General features: G+C 65.0%; 25 protein-coding genes and 1 tRNA gene. 14 read left to right on the plus strand and 12 right to left on the minus strand.

Translation table 11 applies throughout. The annotated features are described in order from the left end of the window. Positions 1 to 292: 292 nt before the first annotated feature. Positions 293 to 688 (plus strand): HU family DNA-binding protein, encoded by a 396-nt coding sequence (locus HY57_RS07565; protein ID WP_019463885.1) that lies wholly within the window; start codon positions 293 to 295, stop codon positions 686 to 688. Between the two features lie 120 nt (positions 689 to 808). Here the strand turns inward: HY57_RS07565 and HY57_RS22075 are convergent, their stop codons facing one another. Together HY57_RS22075 and HY57_RS22080 are read right to left on the minus strand one after the other, a co-directional pair. Next, a complete protein-coding gene (locus HY57_RS22075; protein ID WP_019463886.1) occupies positions 809 to 1,009 on the minus strand; it encodes a PepSY domain-containing protein in 201 nt (66 codons plus the stop codon). A gap of 66 nt (positions 1,010 to 1,075) precedes the next feature. Then, positions 1,076 to 1,231 carry a hypothetical protein gene (locus tag HY57_RS22080; protein ID WP_019463887.1) on the minus strand — a complete coding sequence of 52 codons (156 nt, stop codon included), beginning with the start codon at positions 1,229 to 1,231 and terminating at the stop codon, positions 1,076 to 1,078. 267 nt (positions 1,232 to 1,498) lie between these two features. Between HY57_RS22080 and HY57_RS07575 the strand changes: the two genes are divergently transcribed. The 4 genes from HY57_RS07575 to HY57_RS07590 all read left to right on the plus strand — a co-directional run bounded on the left by HY57_RS07575 (position 1,499) and on the right by HY57_RS07590 (position 5,641). Beyond that, on the plus strand, positions 1,499 to 1,927 hold the full coding sequence (locus HY57_RS07575; protein WP_019463888.1) for a phasin family protein: 429 nt from the start codon (positions 1,499 to 1,501) through the stop codon (positions 1,925 to 1,927). A 480-nt stretch (positions 1,928 to 2,407) separates the two neighbouring features. After that, a complete protein-coding gene (locus HY57_RS07580; RefSeq protein WP_144240789.1) occupies positions 2,408 to 3,112 on the plus strand; it encodes a DUF1045 domain-containing protein in 705 nt (234 codons plus the stop codon). Positions 3,113 to 3,171: 59 nt separating this feature from the next. Continuing rightward, positions 3,172 to 3,771 carry a host attachment protein gene (locus HY57_RS07585; protein ID WP_019463890.1) on the plus strand — a complete coding sequence of 200 codons (600 nt, stop codon included), beginning with the start codon at positions 3,172 to 3,174 and terminating at the stop codon, positions 3,769 to 3,771. Between the two features lie 307 nt (positions 3,772 to 4,078). Then, complete coding sequence (locus HY57_RS07590) at positions 4,079 to 5,641, plus strand: MASE1 domain-containing protein (RefSeq protein WP_235186630.1); 1,563 nt, start codon at positions 4,079 to 4,081, stop codon at positions 5,639 to 5,641. A 22-nt stretch (positions 5,642 to 5,663) separates the two neighbouring features. Here HY57_RS07590 and HY57_RS07595 read toward each other — a convergent pair whose 3' ends face one another. From HY57_RS07595 to ftsY, 6 genes are all read right to left on the minus strand, one after another. Next, positions 5,664 to 6,128, minus strand: coding sequence for a hypothetical protein (locus HY57_RS07595; RefSeq protein WP_192813434.1), 465 nt, complete (start codon positions 6,126 to 6,128; stop codon positions 5,664 to 5,666). Positions 6,129 to 6,828: 700 nt separating this feature from the next. Further along, positions 6,829 to 6,904 (minus strand) — tRNA-Phe (locus tag HY57_RS07600). Positions 6,905 to 6,970: 66 nt separating this feature from the next. Next, complete coding sequence (locus tag HY57_RS07605) at positions 6,971 to 7,249, minus strand: oxidative damage protection protein (RefSeq protein ID WP_019463893.1); 279 nt, start codon at positions 7,247 to 7,249, stop codon at positions 6,971 to 6,973. Between the two features lie 24 nt (positions 7,250 to 7,273). After that, entirely contained in the window at positions 7,274 to 8,305 is a 1,032-nt protein-coding gene (gene mutY, locus HY57_RS07610; RefSeq protein WP_019463894.1) for an A/G-specific adenine glycosylase, read from the minus strand. Beyond that, positions 8,302 to 9,402: an AsmA family protein gene (locus HY57_RS07615; protein ID WP_019463895.1), complete on the minus strand. Its 1,101-nt coding sequence runs from the start codon at positions 9,400 to 9,402 to the stop codon at positions 8,302 to 8,304. Before HY57_RS07615 ends, mutY begins: the two co-directional genes overlap by 4 nt. A gap of 12 nt (positions 9,403 to 9,414) precedes the next feature. Beyond that, positions 9,415 to 10,563 carry a signal recognition particle-docking protein FtsY gene (ftsY, locus tag HY57_RS07620; protein ID WP_019463896.1) on the minus strand — a complete coding sequence of 383 codons (1,149 nt, stop codon included), beginning with the start codon at positions 10,561 to 10,563 and terminating at the stop codon, positions 9,415 to 9,417. Between the two features lie 74 nt (positions 10,564 to 10,637). Here ftsY and rsmD point away from each other — a divergent pair, with 74 nt between their 5' ends. The 7 genes from rsmD to HY57_RS07655 all read left to right on the plus strand — a co-directional run bounded on the left by rsmD (position 10,638) and on the right by HY57_RS07655 (position 16,885). Continuing rightward, a complete protein-coding gene (rsmD, locus tag HY57_RS07625; protein ID WP_019463897.1) occupies positions 10,638 to 11,198 on the plus strand; it encodes a 16S rRNA (guanine(966)-N(2))-methyltransferase RsmD in 561 nt (186 codons plus the stop codon). A 77-nt stretch (positions 11,199 to 11,275) separates the two neighbouring features. Then, a complete protein-coding gene (gene coaD / locus HY57_RS07630; RefSeq protein WP_050997860.1) occupies positions 11,276 to 11,797 on the plus strand; it encodes a pantetheine-phosphate adenylyltransferase in 522 nt (173 codons plus the stop codon). A 274-nt stretch (positions 11,798 to 12,071) separates the two neighbouring features. After that, complete coding sequence (locus HY57_RS07635; RefSeq protein WP_026033693.1) at positions 12,072 to 12,566, plus strand: hypothetical protein; 495 nt, start codon at positions 12,072 to 12,074, stop codon at positions 12,564 to 12,566. Positions 12,567 to 12,805: 239 nt separating this feature from the next. Continuing rightward, positions 12,806 to 13,105: a YfhL family 4Fe-4S dicluster ferredoxin gene (locus HY57_RS07640; protein ID WP_019464702.1), complete on the plus strand. Its 300-nt coding sequence runs from the start codon at positions 12,806 to 12,808 to the stop codon at positions 13,103 to 13,105. Then, positions 13,102 to 14,829, plus strand: a complete 1,728-nt coding sequence (gene ggt / locus HY57_RS07645; RefSeq protein ID WP_019464701.1) for a gamma-glutamyltransferase — start codon at positions 13,102 to 13,104, stop codon at positions 14,827 to 14,829. Before HY57_RS07640 ends, ggt begins: the two co-directional genes overlap by 4 nt. A gap of 160 nt (positions 14,830 to 14,989) precedes the next feature. Beyond that, entirely contained in the window at positions 14,990 to 15,841 is an 852-nt protein-coding gene (locus tag HY57_RS07650) for an MBL fold metallo-hydrolase (RefSeq protein WP_026033828.1), read from the plus strand. A 27-nt stretch (positions 15,842 to 15,868) separates the two neighbouring features. After that, positions 15,869 to 16,885 carry a TMEM43 family protein gene (locus HY57_RS07655; protein ID WP_019464699.1) on the plus strand — a complete coding sequence of 339 codons (1,017 nt, stop codon included), beginning with the start codon at positions 15,869 to 15,871 and terminating at the stop codon, positions 16,883 to 16,885. 57 nt (positions 16,886 to 16,942) lie between these two features. Here the strand turns inward: HY57_RS07655 and HY57_RS07660 are convergent, their stop codons facing one another. The 3 genes from HY57_RS07660 to proC all read right to left on the minus strand — a co-directional run bounded on the left by HY57_RS07660 (position 16,943) and on the right by proC (position 20,512). Further along, the gene (locus HY57_RS07660) at positions 16,943 to 19,012 is read right to left on the minus strand and encodes a M13 family metallopeptidase (RefSeq protein WP_019464698.1); all 2,070 of its coding nucleotides are present in this window, start codon (positions 19,010 to 19,012) and stop codon (positions 16,943 to 16,945) included. Between the two features lie 103 nt (positions 19,013 to 19,115). Beyond that, positions 19,116 to 19,691, minus strand: coding sequence for a YggT family protein (locus tag HY57_RS07665; protein WP_019464697.1), 576 nt, complete (start codon positions 19,689 to 19,691; stop codon positions 19,116 to 19,118). Beyond that, positions 19,688 to 20,512 (minus strand): pyrroline-5-carboxylate reductase, encoded by an 825-nt coding sequence (gene proC, locus HY57_RS07670; protein ID WP_019464696.1) that lies wholly within the window; start codon positions 20,510 to 20,512, stop codon positions 19,688 to 19,690. Before proC ends, HY57_RS07665 begins: the two co-directional genes overlap by 4 nt. Positions 20,513 to 20,836: 324 nt before the next feature. Between proC and HY57_RS07675 the strand changes: the two genes are divergently transcribed. After that, on the plus strand, positions 20,837 to 21,877 hold the full coding sequence (locus HY57_RS07675; RefSeq protein WP_019464695.1) for a type IV pilus twitching motility protein PilT: 1,041 nt from the start codon (positions 20,837 to 20,839) through the stop codon (positions 21,875 to 21,877). 119 nt (positions 21,878 to 21,996) lie between these two features. Further along, positions 21,997 to 23,163, plus strand: a complete 1,167-nt coding sequence (locus HY57_RS07680; RefSeq protein ID WP_019464694.1) for a PilT/PilU family type 4a pilus ATPase — start codon at positions 21,997 to 21,999, stop codon at positions 23,161 to 23,163. A 77-nt stretch (positions 23,164 to 23,240) separates the two neighbouring features. Here the strand turns inward: HY57_RS07680 and HY57_RS07685 are convergent, their stop codons facing one another. Beyond that, positions 23,241 to 23,738: a BON domain-containing protein gene (locus HY57_RS07685; RefSeq protein ID WP_235186631.1), complete on the minus strand. Its 498-nt coding sequence runs from the start codon at positions 23,736 to 23,738 to the stop codon at positions 23,241 to 23,243. Positions 23,739 to 23,834: the final 96 nt, after the last annotated feature.

The following is a 23,834-nucleotide window of genomic DNA, read 5'->3' on the forward strand; positions in this document are numbered from 1 at the left end:
GACAACACCTGGCGTGGAAACGAGCTTGGATAGTAGAGACGGGCGGCGCCGCGGGTCCATAGCAGGCGGGTGCGTCACTCGCTGTCGGCGCCCCGGCGTGTGCATGGAAACCCCTGAAAAACAGCCTTCCGGAGGTGGCGATAGTGACTTTCTTCACCCCAAAGAGGCCGGAAGTGAAAAAAAACCGCATTTTTTCCGTCCTGCAGCTTGGCGTGATGGGCTGGCATGCCATACATTCCGCATGCCGAGAGGCATCAAACACCACCTCATATCGATTACCACGGGGAAATGTATGGCGAAGGCGCAGAAAGCAGCAGCAAAGAAGAAGGCCGCACCGAAGGCAGCTCCGAAGGCCGCCAAGGCGGTCGTTCACAAGCCGATCAAGGAAGCGCTGGGCAAGTCCGGCCTGGTCGCCCACATCGCTGAAGCCAGCGGCGTGGTTGCCAAGGACGTGCGCGCGGTGCTGGCCTCTCTCGAGGCTGCCGTGACGGGTTCGGTGCACAAGAAGGGTGCCGGTCACTTCACGATGCCGGGTCTGCTGAAGATCACCGCCGTCAACGTGCCGGCCAAGCCGAAGCGCAAGGGCATCAACCCCTTCACCAAGGAAGAGCAGTGGTTCGCCGCCAAGCCCGCCACGGTGAAGCTGAAGATCCGCGCGCTGAAGAAGCTCAAGGACGCCGCTCTCTGAGCGTGACGTTGCACTAGAGCATCGACGCCAGGTGCGGCCTCAAAGCCGCACCTGGCGTTTCAGGAAGAACAGGTCAGGATGACCAGGCCGTGGGGTTTCCGGCCGCTGCCCTGCCAGGCGTCAACGCCTGTCGCTACCCATCACCCGGCCCGTCTGCGGATCCAGTTGCAGGGCAACCTTCTTGCCCGCCGGATTGTCCGCCTTGGCCATCCACACGCCATTCCTGAAATCCACGTCGTGCACGCGGGTATAGCCCTGCGTGGACAGTTGTGCGCGGACGTCCGCCTCGCTCAGGCGGGAAACCTGCCTGTCGGGAAACACTTCGCCTGTGCGCGGATCGATGCGGACGTTTACGCTGCGGTCGTCGGCACTGCGCGCCTTGGCCGTTCACACGCCGTCGCGGAAGCTCAGGTCGCGCACCTTCCTGTAGCCCTGCTGCTCCAGCTGCAACTGCACCTCATGCCCGGTCAGTGCCGTCTGCGCGAGGGCGGTGCCGGACAGGCCAAGGGCCATGATGATGGTCAGGGGAACAAACTTCTTCATGGGTGTGCCTCGTTGCGGGTGGATCCCGAGTGTTGGTTCCGCAAAAACAACTCGCGGTGAACGCATCCAGGCCCGGGGCTGAACCGGGCGGGTTCCCGCGGCGAGGCGCGGTGATCGGGACCACACGTTTCGTTGAGGCCCGCGGGTTCATGCTTTCGTCGTGCGGCCAGTTCATAGTGGCCGCCGGCGCCGTGGTGGCGCCTGAGCGAGGCTGTCGCCGGAGGGCGCGGCGGCGCGATCGACAAGATCACCCAACGAGGGCATGACATGGCTACCCCGAGCGATCTCCCGTTGAGCCTGTACAAGGCCAATACCGAGTTTCAGCTGCGCGTGAACAAGCTGGTGATGGAGAACTGGAAGAAGTGGCTGGAATTGTCCACGCGCGCCATGGACGACGGTATCGCCGAGCAGCAGGCGAGGGTGGAGCAGTTGATCAAGGCCCAGGACTGGGCGGCGCTGGCGAGCATGCCGGCGGACGCGTTCTGGCGTCAGCTGCAACAGCGCATGGGCGATGCCAGCGTCACCAACCAGATTGCCGCCAACGTACAGGCGCATTTCGCCAAGGCCCTGCAGGACGCCGTGCAGACCTGGCAGAAGGACACCGCCAGCGCCCTTGGCCAGGTCGGCGAGGTGGGCCTGGCCGAGCCATGGAAGGACATACTTTCGCCCTGGGGCAAGTTCCATCCCACGACCTGATCCATGCTGGTGACGCCCGGTAGGTTTCCCGGGCGTCACGCTCGTTGTCCTCCCCCGGTGCAACGGGGTGCATCCCCGCACGCGAGGCTCCCGAACGCGTCGTTCTGCCCATTCCATCGCGTTACCGCGGCACCGGTCATGGTGAACTGCGCGGCCGCCGTGATGGCCGCTGTGGCGAAGGCGGCCGGGCGGGCGAGTCCGGTATCGGGCGATGATCTTGGGAAAGGTCATCCGGATTCCCCGTCTTGTCACACAGGTTTAGTTAGCTAGGGGGCTCAGCCGGCCGATGACGGCGCTTGCTGCGTCGGCGGTCGGGGGCAACGAATGGGTGGAGTGAGTTCCGGGCATGGCTCAGTGGGGGCGTGCTGGCAATGTGCCGGCGGATAGTCGGGAAGGAAGGCATGGCGTGCGTTACGTACGTTCCCGTGCGTTCCGCCGTGACCGGGTGACGCGAACGCTGACAGCGTTCGCGGTGGGGGCGTGCTTGTGCGATCAGTTGCCGGTGGTCATCCGGTGATGCGTTACGCCGTCTATTTCTGTCCCGCGCCAGCAAGTGCGCTGGCGGCCCTGGGGCGAGACTGGGTGAGCCGGGAGCTTGCCGCCCAGGGCATTCCAGGCATCGCGCTCAGCCGCTGGAACGCGATGCTGGCGGACGTCCGGCGTTATGGCTGGCACGCCACGTTGCGCTCGCCTTTTACCTTGTCGCCGGATGTCGACCTCAACGATCTTCGCCGGGCACTGCAGGCGGTGGCGAGGTCGCATGCCCCCTTCAACCTCACGTTGCGCTACGCCCGCCTCGCCGGCTTCCCCGCGCTACGTCCACTCGGCGAGTGCAGGGCGGCGAATGCGCTTGCCGCCGCCTGCATCGAGGCAGTAGAGCCACTGCGCCTGCCGCTGGCGGAGAACGATTTCCAGCGCCGCGCCTCGGGCCTCGACGCCATCGAAACCCATTACCTTGGTCGTTACGGATATCCCTACGTGTTTGAACGCTACCGCTTTCACATGACGCTATCGGCTCCGGCTTCCGTTGAGGAAGAGCGCGCCTTGCAACGCTGGTTGTCGCTGCGGGCCTCCATGCTGCCAACGGCGCGCATCGATGCCTTGACCCTATGCGTGGAGTCGTCGCCGGGCGCGGCTTTCGAGCCCCTCGAGCGCATCGCGCTGCACAAGGTTTCGGCGGCCTGACCGCGGCGCGCCAGTGGCACCGTTGGTCGTGGACTGACGACGCCACATGGACGCGGAGAATGGCCCGCGCCGACTCACGCGCGCTTGACGCGCATGCGAGGAATCTCGATCACGAGGCGGCCCTCGCCGGCACGGGAGCCTGTTCCCGCATGCTGCCCCAGTCGCCTGGCATTCCTGGTGAAACGCCCGGGGAGCGTGCCATGAAAAAAACCGTGTGGATCGTGGTCGCCAACCGTGGCGTCGCCCGGTTGTTCCAGGCCAGCCAGCCGACGGGGCCGCTGGAAGAGATGGATGCCTTCATTCACCCGGAGGCGAGGTTGCGCGACCAGGATCTGGTCACCGACCGGCCGGGGCGCGGCTTCGAACGATCCGGCCCGGGTAGCCACGCAGAAGAGCCCGATAGTTCCGTGGCCGAGGTGGAAGCGGGCCATTTCGCGCTGGAGCTTTCACGGTTCCTCCTCAAGGGGCGCCAAGAAGGGCGCTTCGACGCGCTGGTCCTGATTGCCGCGCCCGGGTTCCTGGGCTCGCTCCGGGACCGCCTGAACGGCTCCATGAAGGACCGGATCCTGCTGGAGGTGGCCAAGAACCTCGTCCACTTGGATGCGCATGCCGTCCGCAGCTATCTGCCTGAGCGCCTCTACTCGGCGGTAGAGGCCTGAGGCCGCGGTCCCGCTGGCGTGGCGGGGCAAGATCTTGCGCCAAGGCCGGAATATGCCAGGTGGCGAGGGAAGCGCTGAATGGTCACATTCACGACTTGGTGCCGAAATGTTTGAACGATTGCACATTTGAAGTGACGGGGTGAGCTACGATAGTAGGGGTAAGTCACTGGGGCGCTTTACGGGGATTTCACGTCCCGCCCAATCTCAATGGCCGCTTACGCTAGGGGACACGGCGTAGGCGAGGGGCAGTTAAGAACAGGGGAATGCCATGCTGGATGCACCGTGGGCTAATCCGTGGTTCCGCCGCATGGGAATCGCAGTCTCGTACGGGCTGCTGATTTACCTGGTTCGCCAGGTGTCCATCACCCACTTCCTGTTGCTGACGGGCGTGCATCTCACGGTGCTGCTCCTCACGCGTTATCGCGACTGGCCAGCCCTGGTGATCGGCGAGGTGGCGGCGCTGATCCCCATCACCATCGAGTGCCTGGACCAATGGGGCTACGGCGTTCCTTGGGGTCTCTTCAATATCGTTCCCGGCATCGTGGTCATGGCACCGGTGGTATGGCTTGTGCGCGAGCGCTGGCCGATCATGACGTCGCGTCACACGCTGAACATGGGTTCCCTGCTCGGGTGTGCGCTGGTGCTGTCTTTCGTCATGACGGGCTACAACATCGCCTCCATGACGGTCATGAACCTGCCCGCGGGCTATGTCGCGCATTACGACAAGCTGTGCGTCGAATGGGTGCTGGGCAACTACCTTGGCATTCTCGCGGTAACGCCCGTCGCCTTGTTCGCTCATCAATTGTTCAATGGCGCCCGCTTGCGCGAGGTAGGCGTACGCTTGCTGGACAACCGGACGGTGCTCGACAGCATTTTCCTGGTCATCCCCACACTGCTGCTTTTGGTCTGGATCGGCCTGGAGTCTGCCCGCGTTCGGCAGATCGCGCAGGTGGCCATGTTCCTTCCCATCGTCTGGCTGGCCATGCGCCACGGTTGGCAGGGAGCGGCGATCGGTGGCACGGCATCCAGTCTGGCCGTGGTCGCGCTGATGCCCGCCACCTACGACCAGCAGACCATGCAGGCGGAGGCCATTGTCGCCTTCGCGATTTCGTCCATGCTGCTGCTCGGAGCGCGCATCGGTGCGTTGCACCAGCATGCGGAGCAGGAGCGAATGGACGTCCGGATGGCCTTGGCGCTGGCGCAGCGAAACGTGCACATCGGCGAGATGCAGCTACGCACGACCTCGCTGGCGCTGGAGCAGATTCGCGAAACGGTTCAGGCCAGTTTTTCGATGATGATGTCGCGGCTGCGCCACCTGCAGCCGACGATCGAGGATCGCAGTTATCACCGTCAGGCCCTGGTTGCACAAGACCAGCTGTTTCGCCTGGCGGACAGCCTGTACCCGGTTTCCTGGCGCGAGCGCGGCTTGCCGGCCGCCTTGCGCGAAGGGGCCATTCCGCGCGCACTCGACGAAACCGGCGTGGGCTACTGGTGCGATCTCCGTGGCCCGTTGAGCAGGCTTTCCCAGACGCTGCACCTGGCGATCTATCGGCTGGTGGTTGAAGTGGTGGCCGACGCCTGTGCCAAGCGCAATATCAGCGAAGTCATCGTGCGTGTGCGCTGTGGGGAAAAGGGCGGGCGTCGTTGGGCTCTGGTGAGCATGATTTTCCGCGACACGGCTTCGACGTCGGGCAATGTGCGCTGGGATGAACTGCTCCCGCGCGTGATGCGTTCCACCAGCGGCATGGGCTGGGCTGGCATCCGCGATCGTGCCATGACCTTTGAGGGTGACGCCCGCGAGCATCTGATTGCCAACGGGCGTCGCGTAAGCCTGTTGCTGCTCGATCCAATCACGATCAGCGGCGTATAACGCCGCTGATCGTTTCTTCCGCTTATTGCGGGTTATGCGAGCTGCATTGTGCCGGATCACCCGAGCAAGCGGCAGCTGCTTTCAACTGCATCGTGCCGTCGCTGAGTGGCGTGGCTGTCACCGTGGTGGCGGAGTCCTGATAGACCGTGGTGGGCGTAGCGGCGGCCGCTGCCGGCGCCACGAGGGGCGCCTGTTGCGGCGTGCTCACCAACTGCGAGAAACGGCCCACCGGTAGCGTGATGAACTGGCCGTTCGCAGTGCCTACGGCGCCGAGCACATTGCCATTCAGATCGTTGACCTGCACGAACTGGATACCGCCCAGCGTAAATACGTAAGCGTGGTAGTTCGGGCTGCTGCTGACGTCCGCCGCGTTGGGCCAGGCTTGACCAAGGCCGGAAGTGGGCGACTGTTGAGCGAAGACGGCCCCCGACACAGCGAGAGCCAGCACGCCAAAAAGGCATGCACGGGACGAGAGCGCTTTCAACATATGGGACCCCTTTACTGGTGATGTGCTCAGGCATTGAGCATCGGCCCGAATGTATCACCAACTTAGTCACAGACCTTGTGACCGTAGGCTATTTAGCGGCGATATTTGCCGGAAATGCGTAAACAAAAGCCATTATTTATGCGAAGCACTGGCCGCGACACAAACTGCTAATGAAAAAAGTGTCTGGCTTATTGGTTGACCGCGGCTTGGGTAATGGTTTTTGCCTTGTTGATTCAGCCGTCCAGAATGAAATGCACGGCCCATAGCGGGCATTAAAATGTGATCTACATCACGTTTCGTCTCAATCTGCTGAATGGCCGTAGACAAGGCCTGCGGTGTCCGGCATCGGTGGCCAGCATGACCTAATGGCCGTGCGTTGACTGCCTGATTATTCTTCCCCGGTTTTATGCATGCACGCGTGTGCCGAAGCGTCGGCATATTTTTATTGCACCGATTTATTCGGCCGCCCGTCGTGCATTACATCCATGCACGTATAAATAGGCTTGCCTTGCTCCGTTGCATCATTGACGGTGGACATGGCTTTATCGCATCGACCCATCGAGCATTTGACGCGCTGCCCATGTGATGGTGCAGGGCGTGAAAATCACCATGGAACATGTGGCGCGGCGAACAGCAGGAGGCGGAAGTTTTTCCGCGCGAAAAAAAGCCCGCTTCTTGCGAAGCGGGCTTTTTCAAAACATGGTGGCCGGGGACGGAATCGAACCGCCGACACGGGGATTTTCAATCCCCTGCTCTACCAACTGAGCTACCCGGCCGGAATGCCTGCGAGCACCAGAGATGCCGCGTGGAGCCGTGCATTAAATCGGAAGCGGGGCGATTCGTCAAGACTCCGTGTTCGGAGCGACGTAGCCCTCGGGCTGCTTCACGTCACCGCCAAACAGGAACTTCTCCATTTCCGCGCTCAGGAACTGGCGCGATTTCGGGTCCAGCGGGTTGAGCCGGTACTCGTTCAGCAGCATGGTCTGGTGGGCCAGCCATTGCTGCCAGGCCTCCTTGGAAATCTCGGTGTAAATGCGCTGTCCCAACGGGCCGGGCCACGGGGCGAAATCCAGGCCTTCGGCGTCGCGGCCGAGCTTGGCGCAGTGAACGATACGACTCATGCGATACGACTCATCGTTGATGGATCAGAGATTGTGCAGCAGCGTGCGGACAGGGGCGGGCAGGCCGAGCGCGGCACGCTCGCCGGCGTCGCACCAGCGCAGGCTGGCATTATCGGCGATGCGCGGGTGCGCTGTCGCCTCGTCGAACAGCAGCGGTTCGACCTTGAGCCGGTAATGGCTGAAAACGTGGACGAACGGCGCCAGTGACTGCGCGTCATCGATCCTGGCCAGGGACTGCGCCGTGCGCCAGGCATGGTCATGGTTACTGGCCTCGGGAAGGCTCCACAGGCCCGACCAGACACCTTGCGGTCCGCGGCGTTCGAGCAGCACGCGTCCTTCAGCATCACGCAGGATCAGCATCACCGTGTCTCGCGTCGGCACGGCTTTTCCGGGCTTGGCGCTCGGCAGCTGAGCGGTGAGGTTGTCGCGTTTGGCGACACAGTCGCCGGCCAGCGGGCAGCGGTCGCACACGGGCTTCGTGCGCACGCAGACCGTGGCGCCAAGGTCCATGATGGCCTGGGTGTAGTCGGCGGTGCGTTCGGCGGGAGTCAGTGCATCGGCATGCTGCCAGAGCACTTTCTCCACGGCACTTTGTCCCGGATGGCCGTGGATGCCCAGATACCGGGTGAGCACGCGCTTGACGTTGCCGTCGAGTATCGGGAAACGCAGCCCATGCGCCTGCGCCAGGATGGCGCCTGCGGTGGAACGGCCGATGCCCGGCAGGTCGGCCAGCGCCTCGAAATCGCGCGGCAATTGGCCGTCGTGCTTTTCCACGCAGATCTGCGCCGCGCGCTGCAGGAAGCGAGCGCGACGGTAGTAGCCCAGGCCAGACCACAGCGCGAGCACCGTGTCTTCGTGCGCGGCGGCGAGGTCGCGCAGCGTGGGCAGCGCGGCCACGAAGCGCTGGAAATACGGGATGACGGTGACGACCTGCGTCTGCTGGAGCATCACTTCCGACAGCCACACGCGATAGGCATCGCGCGGGTGTTGCCAGGGCAGGTCTTTGCGGCCGTGTTCGTCGAACCAGGCCAGCAGGGCGTTGGCAAAGGGATTCATGGCGTTCTGCGTGCGGGCGCGGACTTGGCAGACGCAGGTTTCGCGCTGGCCGGTTGCGCGGGTGCCGCCACCGATGCCGATGCCGCCGGCACGCTGGTGCCCGCCTGGATGGTGAGGCCTTCGATGTTGACGTCGCCGGCCTCGAGGCTGGCAATTTCGGCGTGTCCATTGCCCGGCGGCACGGCGAGGCGCGGCCCCTCGTCATGGTCCAGCTGCGACCACCAGGAGGCGAGTGCCAGGGGCGGAATCTGCAGGTCGGCGTGATTGTCCGGGCCGTCCAGCCGCAGGGCGAGCATCAACGGGTTGCTCTGGTCCGCCGGTGTCAGGTCGATGCCCACGGTGTACTGGCCAGCGTTCGCATGGTCGAGCTTGCCGGTCAGTTGCGCGGAGGCGTCCGCCGCGCCATGCCAGCGTGCGGTGCCGGCCAGGTGCAGGGTCAGCGTGGTGCCGCGCGCGAGGTACAGCCCGATGTTGTCCAGCGCAAGCACGCCGCCCTTGATGTTGGGCGTGACCGATACGCGCAGTTGCGTGGGGATGCCCTGGGCGTCCCTGGCGGTAATGGTGAGCGGGAACGGATGGTTGGCCGCCAGCCGGCCCGCGTCGAGCTCCACATCGCCCACCAGCATCTGGTTGCCGCGCACGAGACTGCCGCGCGAGATATGCACACCGGCGTCAATGCTGGGGATGGTCGACGGAAACGTCGCAGGACCGGAAGGCAGCTCGTCCAGCCAGGACTGCAGGGCATCGAGGTCCACGCGCGGCGAGTCGATCCGCATCTGCGAGATCACCGTGTCGCCGTGCACCAGCGTGCGCCAGGGCAGCACCAGCGTGCCCCGCGCGGCAAGCAGGATGGGCATGTTGGCGTTCTGCGCGCTGAGCGTGATGCCTTCCAGTTCCAGCGCGGGGCGAGGAAACAACGCCGGTGTCGCCGGGCTGGAAAGGCTCAGCTCGAGGCCGGCGTTGCGGGCCTGCTTCTGCAGCATGGCGGTGATGCGTTCCGGCTGGAGCAGCACGTGCACCGCGATCAGCGCGACCGCCACCAGCAGCAGCGTGGCGCTGCTGAGGATAATCAGGGTGAGTCGGAGCCAGCGCGGCACCCGTCAGCGCCCTCAGCCTTGACCCAGGCTGGCGGGGAGCAGGCCGTCGACATAGGCCTCGGCGTCGAATACGCGCAGGTCCGTCGCAGTTTCGCCCAGGCCCACATAGCGGATCGGCAGGCCGAATTCGCGCGCTAGCGCAAACACCACGCCTCCCTTGGCCGTGCCGTCGAGCTTGGTGACGACCAGACCGGTCACGCCCACGATCTGGCGGAACTGGCGCACCTGGCTCACCGCGTTCTGTCCGGTGGTGCCGTCGATGACCATCAGCACTTCATGCGGCGCGTCGGCATCGAGCTTCTTGAGCACGCGCGCGATCTTGCCCAGTTCGTCCATCAGGCCACCCTGCGTGTGCAGGCGACCGGCAGTATCGGCGATCAGCACGTCGGCGTTGCGGGAACGCGCGGCCTGCAGGGCGTCGAAGATCACGCTGGCGGCATCGGCGTCCTGGCCCTGCGAGATCACCGGCACGCTGTTGCGCGCGCCCCAGGTCTTGAGCTGTTCCACGGCGGCGGCGCGGAAGGTGTCGCCGGCGGCGAGCAGCACCTGGCGGCCGTCGTCGCGATAGCGGCGGGCCAGCTTGCCGATGGTGGTGGTCTTGCCCACGCCGTTGATGCCCACGGTGAGGATCACGAACGGCTTGAGGCCGTTGACGTCCAGCGGCGTCTCCACCGGGCGGAGCATGGCGACCAGCGACTGGCGCAGCGCGGCCAGCAGCGCGCCGGCATCGGCGAACTCGCGCTTGTGCATGCGCTTGCGCAGGTCTTCGACCAGGGTCGTGCTCGCCTCGACGCCGACGTCGGCGGTAATGAGCGTGGTTTCCAGTTCATCCAGCAGCTCGTCGTCGAGCTTGGGGTGGCGGATGAAGAGGGACGACAGGCCGCGCGCGAAGGCGCTGCCCGACAGGCGTTCGCGCCAGCTGCGCTTGGCCGGCGCGGCGGCCTCGACCACGGCGGCAAGCTCGGTGGCCTCGTCTTCGACCGGTGCATCGGGGACAGGCGGCGCCTCGGCCAGGGCCTCGTCCAGTGCGGGGTTGGCGTGATCGAGCGAAGCGGCGTCCGTGTCGTGCGCGAAACCGGCGGCCGGGGCGCCTTCGACCGCAGGTGCGGCCGGCTGCTCCGGTGTGGTTTCAGCGGGTTTCTTCTTCCAGAACTTGAGCATTGCGGCAGCGATTCAAAGACAATGGCGGGCATGCTACCACCCCCACCCATACTCACCGCTGAGTCCCGCCGCCCATGAAGGGCGCCTCTGGACGCATCCGCATCATTGGCGGGCAGCTGCGCAATTCACGCCTGGATGTTCCCGACCTGCCGGGTCTGCGGCCCACGCCCGAGCGCGTGCGCGAAACCCTGTTCAACTGGCTGGCGCCGGTGATGTCCGGCGCGCGCTGCCTGGACCTGTGCGCGGGTACCGGGGCGCTGGGCATCGAGGCGCTCTCGCGCGGCGCGGCCGGGGTGCAGTTCGTCGAGCGTGATGCCCGGGCAGCGCAGGCCCTGCGTGACAATCTGGCGCGCCTGAAGGCGGAGGGTGGACAGGTGGCCGCCGTGGACGCGCAGGTCTACCTGCAGGGTACGGCCCAGCCTTTCGGGCTGGTGTTCCTCGACCCGCCGTTTGCCCTGGACCTGTGGACGCCGCTGGCGCAACGGCTGGAGCAGGGCGGCTGGCTCGCGCCTTCGGCGTGGATCTACGTGGAGTCGCCCCGGCAGGTCGCGCCCGCGCTTCCGGCCAGCTGGCTGCCGCACCGTGAAGGCACGGCCGGCGACGTGCGGTACGCGCTTTACCGACGGGTTTCCTGACCGGGGCGTATGGATCGCACGCAGAAAAACAGGCTAGGCGGCCGCGCCGAACGGGCCTAATCTAGCCGCCCCTCCGCATGACAGTGACTCGTCACGTGAACAAGCCGCCGGTCAACCAGCGCCTCGCCGTCTATCCCGGCACCTTCGATCCGATCACCAATGGCCATGCCGACCTGGTGGCGCGCGCAGCGCCCCTGTTCGAACGCATCATCGTCGCGGTGGCGGAGAGCCCGAACAAGGGCAAGGGGCCGGGCTTCAGCCTCAACGAGCGCATCACGCTGGCACGACTGGCGCTGGCCGACCTGAGGAATGTCGAGGTGCGCGGTTTTGACGGACTGCTGGCGCACTTCGTCGAGGAATGTGGTGCGGGCGTGATCATCCGCGGCCTGCGCGCCGTCTCGGATTTCGAATACGAGTTCCAGCTGGCCAGCATGAATCGCCACCTGATCCCGCAGGCCGAGACGCTGTTCCTCACGCCGGCCGAGCAGTACAGCTTCATCTCCTCCACGCTGGTGCGCGAGATCGGCCGTCTGGGCGGCGATATCACCGGCTTCGTCCATCCGGCCGTGCAGCAGGCGATGCGCCAGCGCTGGCGCTGAGCCGCCGGCCGGGCTTGCCCGTGCCGTCCATGCGTCGCAACGCAGTATGCTTGCCAGTGTCGGGCCGGAGCATGCTCGTGTATCCTCGCCCGCATCCTGCGGACAGGACAGTCGCTCGCCGCGGGCCAGGGGTAGGCAAGGTTCACGTGGTTGCCAGGCTGCCATGGAACCGGCGGATACTCCCGGTCCAGACCAGGCTCTGTCGCATGACGACCGAAAGGCCGGTCATCCAACGGATCCCATGAACAGATTCCACCAGCCCAAGGTGACCACCATGTACAAGTACGCCCTCCTTGCCGCCCTCGCGATCACCGGCCTCTCCGCCTGCAGCAACCAGGAGGAAGCCCAGCAGCAGCCGACTGAACAGGCCGCCGCGGTGACCAAGCCGACCGATCCGAACGACTCCAAGGCGTGGAATGCCTACCTGGGCCAGATCGTCCAGAAGAACATGCAGGGCATGACGGCCGATCGTCCGTTCCCGTACCTGGTGCCGGCTGGCGACAACGACGATGCCAACGCGCTGCGCCAGCGCCAGCTCGAGCAGGTGCAGGACACCGTCGCCCGCGGCGTGCTGCCGGGCAACATGCTGGTGTTTGCCGGCCCGGATTCGGCCAAGACCGCCGAGTTCGTGGGCGACGCCTTCAAGGACGCCAAGCCGGGTGCGTTCAAGGACGTGATCGTGCTGGTGATCGGCGATGCCGCGGACAAGGACAAGGTGACCACCGTCCTGCAGCCCACGGGCGCGACCATCCGTTACGTGAACATGTAAGTTCCGGTCTCCGGAGCGATGCGAGGCCCGCGGCACTCTGTGCCGCGGGCCTTTCTTTTTGGGCACGATGCCCCATGTGCCATCCATGCCGGCAGCTCGTCCGCCCTGCGGTGGGAGCGCACCCTGTGCGCGACTGCGGCATGCAAGCTCGCCACTCCACCTGTTTGTCGCGCACTAGCGGTGCCACCACAAGAAAATGTTGCGGCGCACTCGGCGTCCTTAGCATGTAAACTCGACGAATGTCCCTGAAAATCCTCGATACCTGCGTCAATTGCGACGTCTGTGAACCGGCTTGTCCGAACAAGGCCATCTCGCTGGGCGAGGAGTACTACGTGATCGATCCGTCGTTATGCACGGAGTGCATCGGTCACTATGACGAGCCACAGTGCGTGGATGTGTGCCCGGTCGAATGCATCATCATCGACCCGGAGCACACCGAGACCCACGATCAGCTCGAACTCAAGTATCGCCACCTGATGGGCCAGGGCGATGACGCCGCGGCGTCACCGGCCGGCGCATCCACAAAGGACGACGCATGAAGTACCCGTTGAACTGGCGCGTGACGCTGCTGGCCCTGCTTGTTTCCTCCAGCGCTGCGTTTGCCGACAACCGCCCCGCCGCCGCCCCTGCCACCCCCGCCGCCCCCCATGTCATCACGCAGCGTCCCGGTCATGCCGGCATCGCGAGCGCGAATTTCCATGCGACGGACGCTGGCCTTGAGGTGCTCGCCAAGGGCGGCAATGCCTTCGACGCGGCGATCGCCGTGGCGTCCACGCTTTCTCTCGTGGAGCCGGAGAGCTCGGGCATCGGCGGTGGTTTCATGGCCGTCCTGCATCGCGCTTCCGATGGCAAGGACATCTTCATCGACGCGCGCGAAACCGCGCCGGGCGCGGTGAACCTCAAGGATTACCTCAACAAGGACGGCACGCCCAATCGCGATACGGCGCTCAACGGGCCGCTTTCGGCGGGTATCCCCGGCGAACCCGCGGGCCTCGCATGGTTGGCCAAGCACTACGGCAAGTTGCCGCTGAAGGATTCGCTGGTCCCGGCCATCCGACTGGCGCGCGAGGGGTTCCAGCCGGACGGTCGCTTCATCAACGCGATCACCGAGCGCCAGGACGACATCAAGCGCTGGCCGGCCTCGGTCGCCAAGTACCTGCCGGACGGCAAGCCGCCGGTGGCGGGGCAAGTGTGGCGCGATCCGGACCAGGCCCGCACGCTGGAAATCCTGGGCGAGCAGGGTGCGGACGGGTTCTATCGCGGTGAGGTCGGCAAGAAGCTGGTGGACGCCGTGCGCGCTGCCGGTGGCAACTGGACCGCGAAGGATCTGGAGAGCTACCAGGTGAAGGAGCGCACGCCGATCACGGTGGACTATCGCGGCTACCGCGTCGTCACCGCGCCACCGGCATCGTCGGGCGGCGTGGCCGTGGCCGAGATCCTCAACATCCTCTCTGGCTATGACCTGACCAGGCTGGACGAGGCGCATCGCACCCATATCGTCATCGAGGCCATGCGCCGCGCGTTCCGCGACCACAACGACTATCTCGGCGATCCGGACTTCGTGAAGATGCCGCTGGACATGCTGCTGTCGCCGTACTACGCGGCTGGCCTGCGCATGACCATCCTGCCAGACAAGGCCACGCCCTCCGCGATGCTGCCCGCCAGCATCGCGGTGGACCCGGGCATGCACACGACGCATTTCTCGGTGATCGACAAGGACGGCAACATCGCCTCGATCACGCTCACCGTGAACTACGTCATGGGTTCCACCTTCGTCGCGGCCGGCACCGGTGTGCTGCTCAACGACGAGATGGACGACTTCGCGCTGGTGCCGAACAAGCCCAACGTCTACGGCCTGCTGGGCAGCGCGGCGAATGCGCCGGAACCGGGCAAGCGCATGTTGTCGTCGATGACGCCGAGCATCGTGTTCGGCGCTGACCGCGTGGGCGTGATCGGTTCGCCGGGCGGCTCCACCATCATCACGCAGGTGCTGGAAGGCATGCTGGCCTTCATGGATGGCAAGGACGCGCAGGGCATCACCGCGCAGAAGCGCTTCCATCACCAGTACATGCCTGACCGCGTGGATGTGGAGCCGGGTGCATTCGACGCCGCCACCTCGGACGCCCTCACCCGCATGGGCCATACGCTGAAAGAGCGCAATCCCTGGGGCTACATGAACGTGGTGACCTGGGATCTGAAGACCAACAAGCTCGACGCGGCCAGCGATCCGCGTCGCGAGTCGGGCCTGGGCAAGGTGCAGTAAGTCATGGAACTGTGGTCTCTGATCGGCAACTCGCAGAAGCTTGATGGCGGCGCCATGTTTGTTCGGCCCATCCATGGGCCTCACCCCGCGCGGCGCGCGGGGCCGCCTTTGGCGTCCGGATTCGCTCCCGGCGAATCCGTGGCAACGCGAGGTGTTTGATATGGAACTGTGGTCCCTGACCGGCAACTCGCAGAAGCTTGATGGTGGCGCCATGTTTGGCAATGCACCTAAGGCACTGTGGTCGCGCTGGATCGCTCCCGATGCGGAGAACCGCATTCCCTTGGCCTGCCGTTGCCTGCTGGTGAAAAATCTGGACGGCAAGAATGTGCTGTTCGAAACCGGCATCGGCGCTTTCTTCGAGCCGGCGCTGCGCGAGCGTTACGGCGTGCAGGAAGACCGGCACGTGTTGCTCGATTCACTGGCCCAGGCCGGCCTCACGCATGAAGACATCGATGCGGTGGTCCTCTCCCATCTGCACTTCGACCACGCGGGCGGGCTGCTTGCGGCATGGGAAGAAGCGCAGCCGCCGCGCCTATTGTTTCCCAACGCCAAGTACATCGTCGGCGCCGCGCATTGGCAGCGTGCGCTCAAGCCGCATCCGCGCGATCGCGCTTCCTTCGTGCCTGAGTTGCAGCCACTGCTGGAAGCGAGCGGGCGGCTGGAGCTGGTCGACGGCGAGCATTCGAAGGCCCTCGGCGCATCGGTGCGCTTCAGCTATTCGGACGGCCATACCCCTGGATTGATGTTGGCGGAGGTGGGTGGCGTCGTGTTCTGCGCCGATCTCATACCCGGCCGGTTCTGGGTGCATTTACCCATCACGATGGGCTATGACCGTTATCCGGAAAAGCTGATCGAGGAAAAACGCGCTTTCCTGGACGACAAGCTGGCCCGTGGCGTGCGCCTGTTTTTCACGCATGATCACGATTGCGCACTGGCCAGCGTGGTGCGCGATGATCGCGGGCGTTACGGCACCGCCGACGAACAACAAGAGATACGCGGACTGGCGGCCTGAGCCGCCGGTCATAGGGGAGGGGTGGCAATGCAGGTTTGGGTGCGACGCGTACTGGGTATCCTGCTGTTGCTGGCGGGCGCGGGCATGGTGTTCCTGACCGAACAGGGGGTGCTCGACAACCGCCACGCTTCCGATCGCCATGGCGGGCAGATCGTCGACGTGGAGCAGGGCGGAGCCCCTGAGCAGGCGCGTCACGGCGATCTCGTGCGTGTCTCGGGACCGGTGCACGTGGTGCAGGAGCCCTACGATCCGGAGTTCGGCCAGCACGCGCATGCGCCGGTGCTGATCCGTCATGTCGAGATGTTCCAGTGGCGCGAGATCCGCGTGGGTGGCGTCGTGCACTATGAGCAGGACTGGGTGGATCGCCCGGTCGACTCGCGGCGCTTTGCCCAGCCTTCAGGCCATGCGAATCCCGAGCGTTTCCCGATCGAGGGCAAGCAGTTCGACGCGGGGCAGGCGCAGGTTGGCAATTACACCCTGTCTCCGCCGCTGTTGCATGCGCTCCCGGGAGGCGATCCGGTGACGCCTGACGGCAAGACCTTGCCGGAGAACCTGGCGGCCAGTTTCTCGCTCAACGGCAAATATTTCACCACCAGCGTACATTCGGGCCAGCCGCGGCTGGGCGATTTGCGCGTGAGCTGGGAGGCGGTGCCGTCGCACGAGGTGACGGTGTTTGCCCAGGTCAGCGGCAATCAGCTGGTGCCCGCGGCAAGCGCCATCGATGGCAAGGGCTTCGACGTCCAGGTAGGCGATCGCAGGCTGGAGGACGTACTGCCCGATGTTCCCGCGCCACCGTCGTTTGCGTGGCTGCGCTGCATCATGGCGTTGCTGATGGCGATCCTGGGCGCGCTGCTGCTGTTGCCCGAGCGTCCGCAGACGCATCACGACCTGTTGTTGTCCGTGGGCAGCGGCACGCTGCTGGTGTGCGCGGTGGCCTGCGTGATGTGGCTGGGCACGGATATGTCGGTGGGTGGCCTGTGGTTCGGTGGGGCCCTGGCAGGCCTGGCGCTGGCGGTGTGGCGGCTGCGCGTCACCGCCAGGTGAGCACCCCACGCGGGGTTCGGCTCCCCCTCTCCATGGAGAGAGGGAGCCGGATGGGGCTTACCAGATCTTCACGCGCTGGTCTTCCGGGCGCCACATCGGTTGGCCCTGCTTGACGTCGAATGCCTGGTAAAAGTCCGGCACATTCGATAGCGGACCGTTGACGCGCCACTTGGCCGGGGCATGCACGTCGGCGAGCAAGCCGGTGCGCAGCTGCTGCTCGCGTTCCTGCGATAACCAGCCGAGCGCATAGCCAAGGAAGAAGCGCTGCAGCGGCGTGTAGCCGGCGATCTTCTCGCCCTTCTTGTATTGCTCGGTTTTCTTGAACGCGTCCAGGCCGATCATGATGCCGCCGAAGTCAGCGATGTTCTCGCCCAGGCTGGCCTTGCCGTTGATGTGCAGGCCGGGCAGCGGTTCGTAGGCATTGAACTGCTTCACCATCACGTCGGCGCGCTGCTTGAAGCGCTCGGCATCTTCCTTGGTCCACCAGTCCTTGAGGTTGCCCTTGGCATCGTACTGGCGGCCTTCGTCGTCGAAGCCGTGGGTGATCTCGTGGCCGATGGTGGAGGCGGCCACGTAGCCGTACACCACGGCGTCGTCGATCTGGTCGTCGGTGAAGCCTGGAATGATGAACTGCGCCGCCGGCAGCACAATCTCATTGTTGGACGGGTTGTAGTACGCGTTGTAGGTCTGCGGCGTCATCTCCCATTCGCTGCGATCCACCGGCTTGCCGAACTTGGCGACGGTGTCGTCGAACTCCCAGCGCGCGGCATTCATCATGTTCTGCGCGTACGACGTGCGGCCGATGGTGAGCTTGGAATAGTCCTTCCACTTGTCCGGATAGCCGACCTTCTTGGTGACGGCCTCCAGCTTTTCGTGCGCCTTGGCCTTGGTGGCGGGGCTCATCCAGTCCAGCTTGTCGATGCGCTCGGCATAGGCGGTGCGCACCGCTTCCACCATGGTGTTGTAGCGCTGCTTGGCGGCTTCGGAGAAATAATCCTTGACGTAGATGCGGCCCAGGATCATGCCGAGAGCCTGGTTTTCCGCACGTAGCGCCCGCTTCCAGCGAGGCTTCTGCTCCGCCTGGCCGTTGAGGGTGGTGCCGTAGAAGCTGAAGCGCTCGTTGTCGAAATCCTGGCTCAGGTAGCTGGCATAGGCGTCCACCAGATGCACGCGCATGTAGTCGCGCAGCACGGGCGCGGGCGTTTTCGACAGCAGCGCCTGCAGGCCCTTGAAGAACTCCGGCTGGCCGACAATCACCGTGCTGGCGGGCAACTTCCATCCGGCCAGGCGGGTATTCCATGCGATGGACGGCGTGTACGTCGAGGTGAGGTCCGCCGGTGCCATCTTGTTGTAGTTCTTCTCCGGGTCGCGCAGGTCGGCCAGCGGTCGGGACACCTTGGCGAGCGCGGTCTCGAAAGCCATCACCTGCTTGGCGCTGGCGGCGGCTTCGGCATCCGATTTGCCCAGCAGGTGGAACACGCGCTGCAGGTGGCCGACATAGGCGGTGCGCACCTTGGCGACACCCTTTTCCTGGTTGAAGTAGTAGTCGCGCTCCGGCAGGCCCAGGCCGCCCTGCCACAGGTGCACGGCCATCACGTCGCTCTGCTTTTCATCCTGCGAGAGGGCGAAGTCGAAGAACAGGCCGACGCCGATCTGCTGCAACGCGAAGGCCTCGTCCAGCGTGGAGTTCACGTCGTGCACGGCGTCAATGCGCGACAGCTCTTCCTTCAGTGGCGTGATGCCGAGCTTGTCGGCCAGAGGCTGGTCCATCGCGATGGTCCAGAAATCGCCCACCTTCTGTTCGTCGCTGCCGGGCTTGGCGCTCTTGTCGGCGGCGGCGTTCTCGCTGATCTTGCGCAGCTTGGCGTACAGCTCGTCCTGCACCACCTGGCCGATGCCCCACTGCGATTCCTCGGCCGGAATGGGGTGACTCTTCAGCCAGGCCCCGTTGGCGAACTCGAAGAAGTCGTCGCCGGGCTTGACCGAGGTGTCGATGTGGTCGGCCACCACGTCCGGCTTGCTGGCGGGGGCTACGGTTGGCGCGGCGGCATAGACGCTGCCGACGCATGCCGCGGCGAGTGTCAGCGCGAGCAGGCGCCGGCGCAGGATGGGCGAGGTCGCTTTCATGCGGTTGGTTCTCCTGACGGGAGGGTTGGGTCGTTGATGAAGCGCGCATGGCGCACACCCTGGCACTGGCTGCCCATCGGATACGCCCCCTGTGCGTGGTGGTTCAGACGCCTAACGCCAGTCGCGCGCCAAGATCCGTCAGCGGCGACACCAGCAGCAGGCGGGCAAGGATCAGCAGGATCATCACCGCCCAGGGCGCGAAGTCCAGCCCGCCCGCAGTGAGCTTGCCGCGCAGCGGGCGCAGCAAGGGGTCCACCAGGCCGCCGGCCAGGCGATAGACCGGGTGGTAGCCCTCGACCTGGAACAGGCTCATCAGGGACCAGATGAAGATCAGCACCACGTAGAACATGGCGATGAAATCCAGCGTGTCGGCGACCGACAGCACCAGCAGCCCGAGCACGTGCGGAAACAGCCCCAGCAGGGCGAACAGCACGATGCGCTTGACCAGCATCAGCAGCCACACCAGCAGCAGGGCCGCAACGTTGATGCGCCGCCAGTTGGGCAGCACGCGCCGGATCGGCGCCAGCACTGGATTGGTGGTGCGGTAGATGAACTGGCTCAGCGGATTGTGGAAGTCCGCGCGGCTGGCCTCGGCGAGCAGGCGCAGCACGAACAGCGCCGCAGCGGCACCGAAGGCCAGGTCGACCAGGAAGGAGATGGCGTTGACGAGGTAGCTCACGAGGGATCATCCAGGGCAGCGGCCAGCTCGGCGCCACGGCGCGTGGCGGCGGCCACGGCGCGGGCGATGATCTGGTGGAAATGGTCGGCGGCCAGGCTCTCGAGCGCGGCCTGCGTGGTGCCGTTGGGCGAGGTGACGCGCTGACGCAGCACGCCCGGGTCCTCGCCGGTTTCCACCAGCATGCGGCCGGCGCCCAGGCAGGTCTGCGCGGCCAGTGCGCGCGCTGCCTCGCGCGACATGCCCTGGGAGAACGCGGCATCTTCCAGCGCTTCCACCATGGCGAAGAAATAGGCTGGGCCGGAGCCGGAAATACCGGTGACCGTGTCGATCAGCGACTCGTCCTCGACCCAGCGGGTCAGGCCCACGGCATCCATGATGTGCTGCGCCTGGGCGCGTTGTTCGGGGCTGACCCGGCGGTTGGCGAAGAGCCCGGTGGCGCCCGCGCCGATCAGCGCAGGCGTATTGGGCATGCAGCGCACGATGGCCAGTGCGTGGCCGAACCAGCGCTCCAGCTGGTCGATGCGCACGCCCGCGGCGATGGAAATCAGCATCGGCCGCTGGCGGGCCAGCGTGTCGCGCAGCTCGGCATGGATGGCCGGCATGATCTGCGGCTTCACGGCCAGCACCAGCACGTCGGCCTCGGCAGCGGCGAGGCGGTTTTCGGCGTAACAGGCGATGGCGAAATCACGCCCCAGTTCCTGGCGTGCCTCGGCCCTTGGTTCGGCCACGGTGATGGACGAGGCGGCCACGCCGGTCTTGAGCAGCCCCCCGATCAGGCTGCGCGCCATGTTGCCGCCACCGATGAAAGCGATACGTGTCATGTAGGAGCCTTTCCTTACCCGTACGGACTACCTGAACTGGTAGGGGGCTACCTTACCGGACGCGGGCGCGCCCGTCCCGTGGCGTAAGGGGCGGAAGGGGGAGGCCGCCCGGGCACAATCTCCAACCTGGTCCGCAGTTTGCGGCTTACGGCTAAAGGAAAGACTGGTCGCCCGGCCTGCGCGGCGAGTAGTATCGGCCCGCTGCTAGGGGAACGGGGAATGGACCGGTCGAAGGGCATGGCGCCAGTGCGCCGCCTCGGCGCGTCCTGAAGAAACCCGCCCCGGCACCTGCCGTCCAGATGATCGGGTTCAAGGGGAAACCAGATGGATATCGCCGAACTGCTTGCCTTCTCGGTGAAGAACAAGGCATCGGACTTGCACCTGTCCGCAGGCCTGCCGCCGATGATCCGCGTGGACGGCGACGTGCGCCGCATCAATATTCCCGCGCTGGAGCACAAGCAGGTCCACTCGCTGATCTACGACATCATGTCGGACAAGCAGCGGCGTGACTATGAAGAATTCCTTGAGGTCGACTTCTCGTTCGAGATCCCCGGCCTGGCGCGCTTCCGCGTCAATGCGTTCAACCAGAACCGCGGTGCGGGCGCGGTGTTCCGTACCATTCCGTCCGAAGTGCTCACGCTCGAAGATCTTGCCGCACCGTCCGTGTTCCGCGACCTGATCGAGCAGCCGCAGGGCCTGATCCTGGTGACCGGGCCCACCGGCTCGGGCAAGTCGACCACGCTGGCGGCGATGGTCGACCACATCAACAAGAACGAATACGGCCACATCCTCACCATCGAGGATCCGATCGAATTCGTGCACACCTCGCAGAAGTGCCTGATCAACCAGCGCGAGGTCCATCGCGACACGCACGGCTTCAACGAAGCGCTGCGCTCGGCGCTCCGCGAAGACCCGGACTACGTGCTGGTGGGCGAATTGCGCGACCTGGAAACCATCCGCCTGGCGTTGACCGCCGCGGAAACCGGACACCTGGTGTTCGGCACGCTGCATACCAGTTCGGCGGCCAAGACCATCGACCGCATCATCGACGTGTTCCCCGCCGGCGAAAAGCCGATGGTGCGCTCGATGTTGTCCGAGTCGCTCCGCGCGGTGATTTCGCAGTCGCTGCTGAAGAAGGTCGGCGGCGGCCGTATCGCGGCGCACGAGATCATGGTGGGCATTCCGGCCATCCGTAACCTGATCCGCGAGGACAAGGTGGCGCAGATGTATTCGTCCATCCAGACCGGCCAGCAGTACGGCATGCAGACGCTGGACCAGAACCTGCAGGACCTGGTGAAGCGTGGCTTGGTGACCCGTCAGCAGGCGGCAAGCTACGCGCGCAACAAGGACATCTTCAAGGGTTGAGGGAACCGGGAATAGGGAATAGGGAATAGGATAAGCATGCAGCGCATCCGAGGCCCACGCGATTCCCGCTCTTCCGATTCTCCATTCCTTAATCACGATTCCCTTCCCGGGAGGGACTTATGAGCGACTTCGATTTCACCTCCTTCCTCAAGTTGATGGTGCACAAGAAGGCCTCCGACCTGTTCATCACGGCGGGTGTGGCGCCTTCGATGAAGGTGCAGGGGCGCATCGTGCCGATCACGCAGAGCCCCCTGTCCGCGCAGCAGTCGCGCGACATGGTGCTCAACGTGATGACGCCATCGCAGCGCGAAGAGTTCGAAAAGACCCACGAGTGCCAGTTCGCCATCTCGGCGCAGGGTGTGGGCCGCTTCCGTGTGTCGTGCTTCTACCAGCGCAACTGCGTGGGCATGGTGCTTCGCCGCATCGAGTCGAAGATTCCCACCATCGAAGAGCTCAGCCTGCCGCCGGTGATCAAGCAGCTGGCGATGACCAAGCGCGGCATCATCATCTTCGTCGGCGGCACGGGCACCGGTAAGTCCACCTCGCTGGCGTCGATGATCGGCTACCGCAACGCCAATTCGACCGGCCACATCATCACCATCGAAGACCCGATCGAATACGTGCACAAGCACGAGGGCTGCATCATCACGCAGCGCGAGCTCGGCATCGATACCGACAGCTGGGACAACGCGCTGAAGAACACGCTGCGCCAGGCGCCCGACGTCATCATGATCGGCGAAGTGCGTACGCGCGAAACCATGGAGCACGCGATCAACTTCTCGGAAACGGGCCACCTGTGCCTGTGTACGCTGCATGCCAACAACGCCAACCAGGCGATGGACCGCATCCTGCACTTCTTCCCGGAAGACCGCCGTTCGCAGCTGTTCATGGACCTGTCGCTCAACCTCAAGGGCGTGGTGGCGCAGCAGCTCATCCCCACGCCGGATGGCAAGGCGCGTCGCGTGGCGGTGGAAGTGCTGCTGGGTACGCCGCTGGTGCAGGACTACATCCGCCAAGGCGAGATCCACAAGCTCAAGGAAGTGATGAAGGAATCCACCAACCTCGGCATGAAGACCTTCGATCAGAGCCTGGTCGAGCTCTACCACGCGGGCGAGATCTCCTACGAGGATGCGCTTCGTCATGCGGACAGCTCCAATGAAGTGCGCCTGCGCATCAAGCTCGCCCAGGGCGGCGATGCGCATACGCTTTCGCAGGGCCTGGACGGTGTGGAGCTGGAGGAGACGAAGGATTCGCAGAACTTCAGCAACGGCCTGCTGCGCCGCTGAGTTTCCCACCCGGGATGCGATGCAAAGCGAAGGAGCCCGGAAGGGCTCCTTCGTCGTTTTGGGGATCGCCCGGAGTCTTACTTCGCCGTATCGCTGACGGCCAGGCCGCTGGTATCCACGCTTTTCACGCCCTTCACCTCTCTGGTGATCTGCGCGATCTTGATCTTTTCGGCGACGCTGCTGGCCGTGCCAGTCAAGCTCACGACGCCATCCTTCGTCGATACAGCCATGTCGCCGCTCTTGATGCTGCGGCTGGTGGCCAGTTCGGTTTTCACCTTCGTGGTGATCCACGCGTCGTCCGCCTTGCCTGGCACGGTGCGATCGGTCGATGGTTTGTCTTGCGCGCTTGCATCCTGCGTCGGTGGTGGCGTGGCCGCATCCTGGGCCTGCGGTTGGGCCACCGCGTTCTGGGCGGCAACGGGTGCGAATGGCGCGAGCGAGAAGGCAGTCATCAGCCCAGCGGCGATCAATGTCTTGCGGAACGGCTTGTTCGTGCGCATGGGGAATCTCCTGTAGTGGGGAACGCTGTCCATCGGACAGACGGGCGCCGCTGATCGCGGCATCCGCAGGTTCATGGCAACAGGCGTGGCATGAATTGAGGATGGCTGGCGCCAAATCGGTTCAGCGCGGAATGGCGCTTGGCAAGGGCACGTCGTTGCGACGTTCGAAGT

It is taken from the genome of Dyella japonica A8 (assembly GCF_000725385.1).
GTDB lineage: Bacteria > Pseudomonadota > Gammaproteobacteria > Xanthomonadales > Rhodanobacteraceae > Dyella > Dyella japonica_C.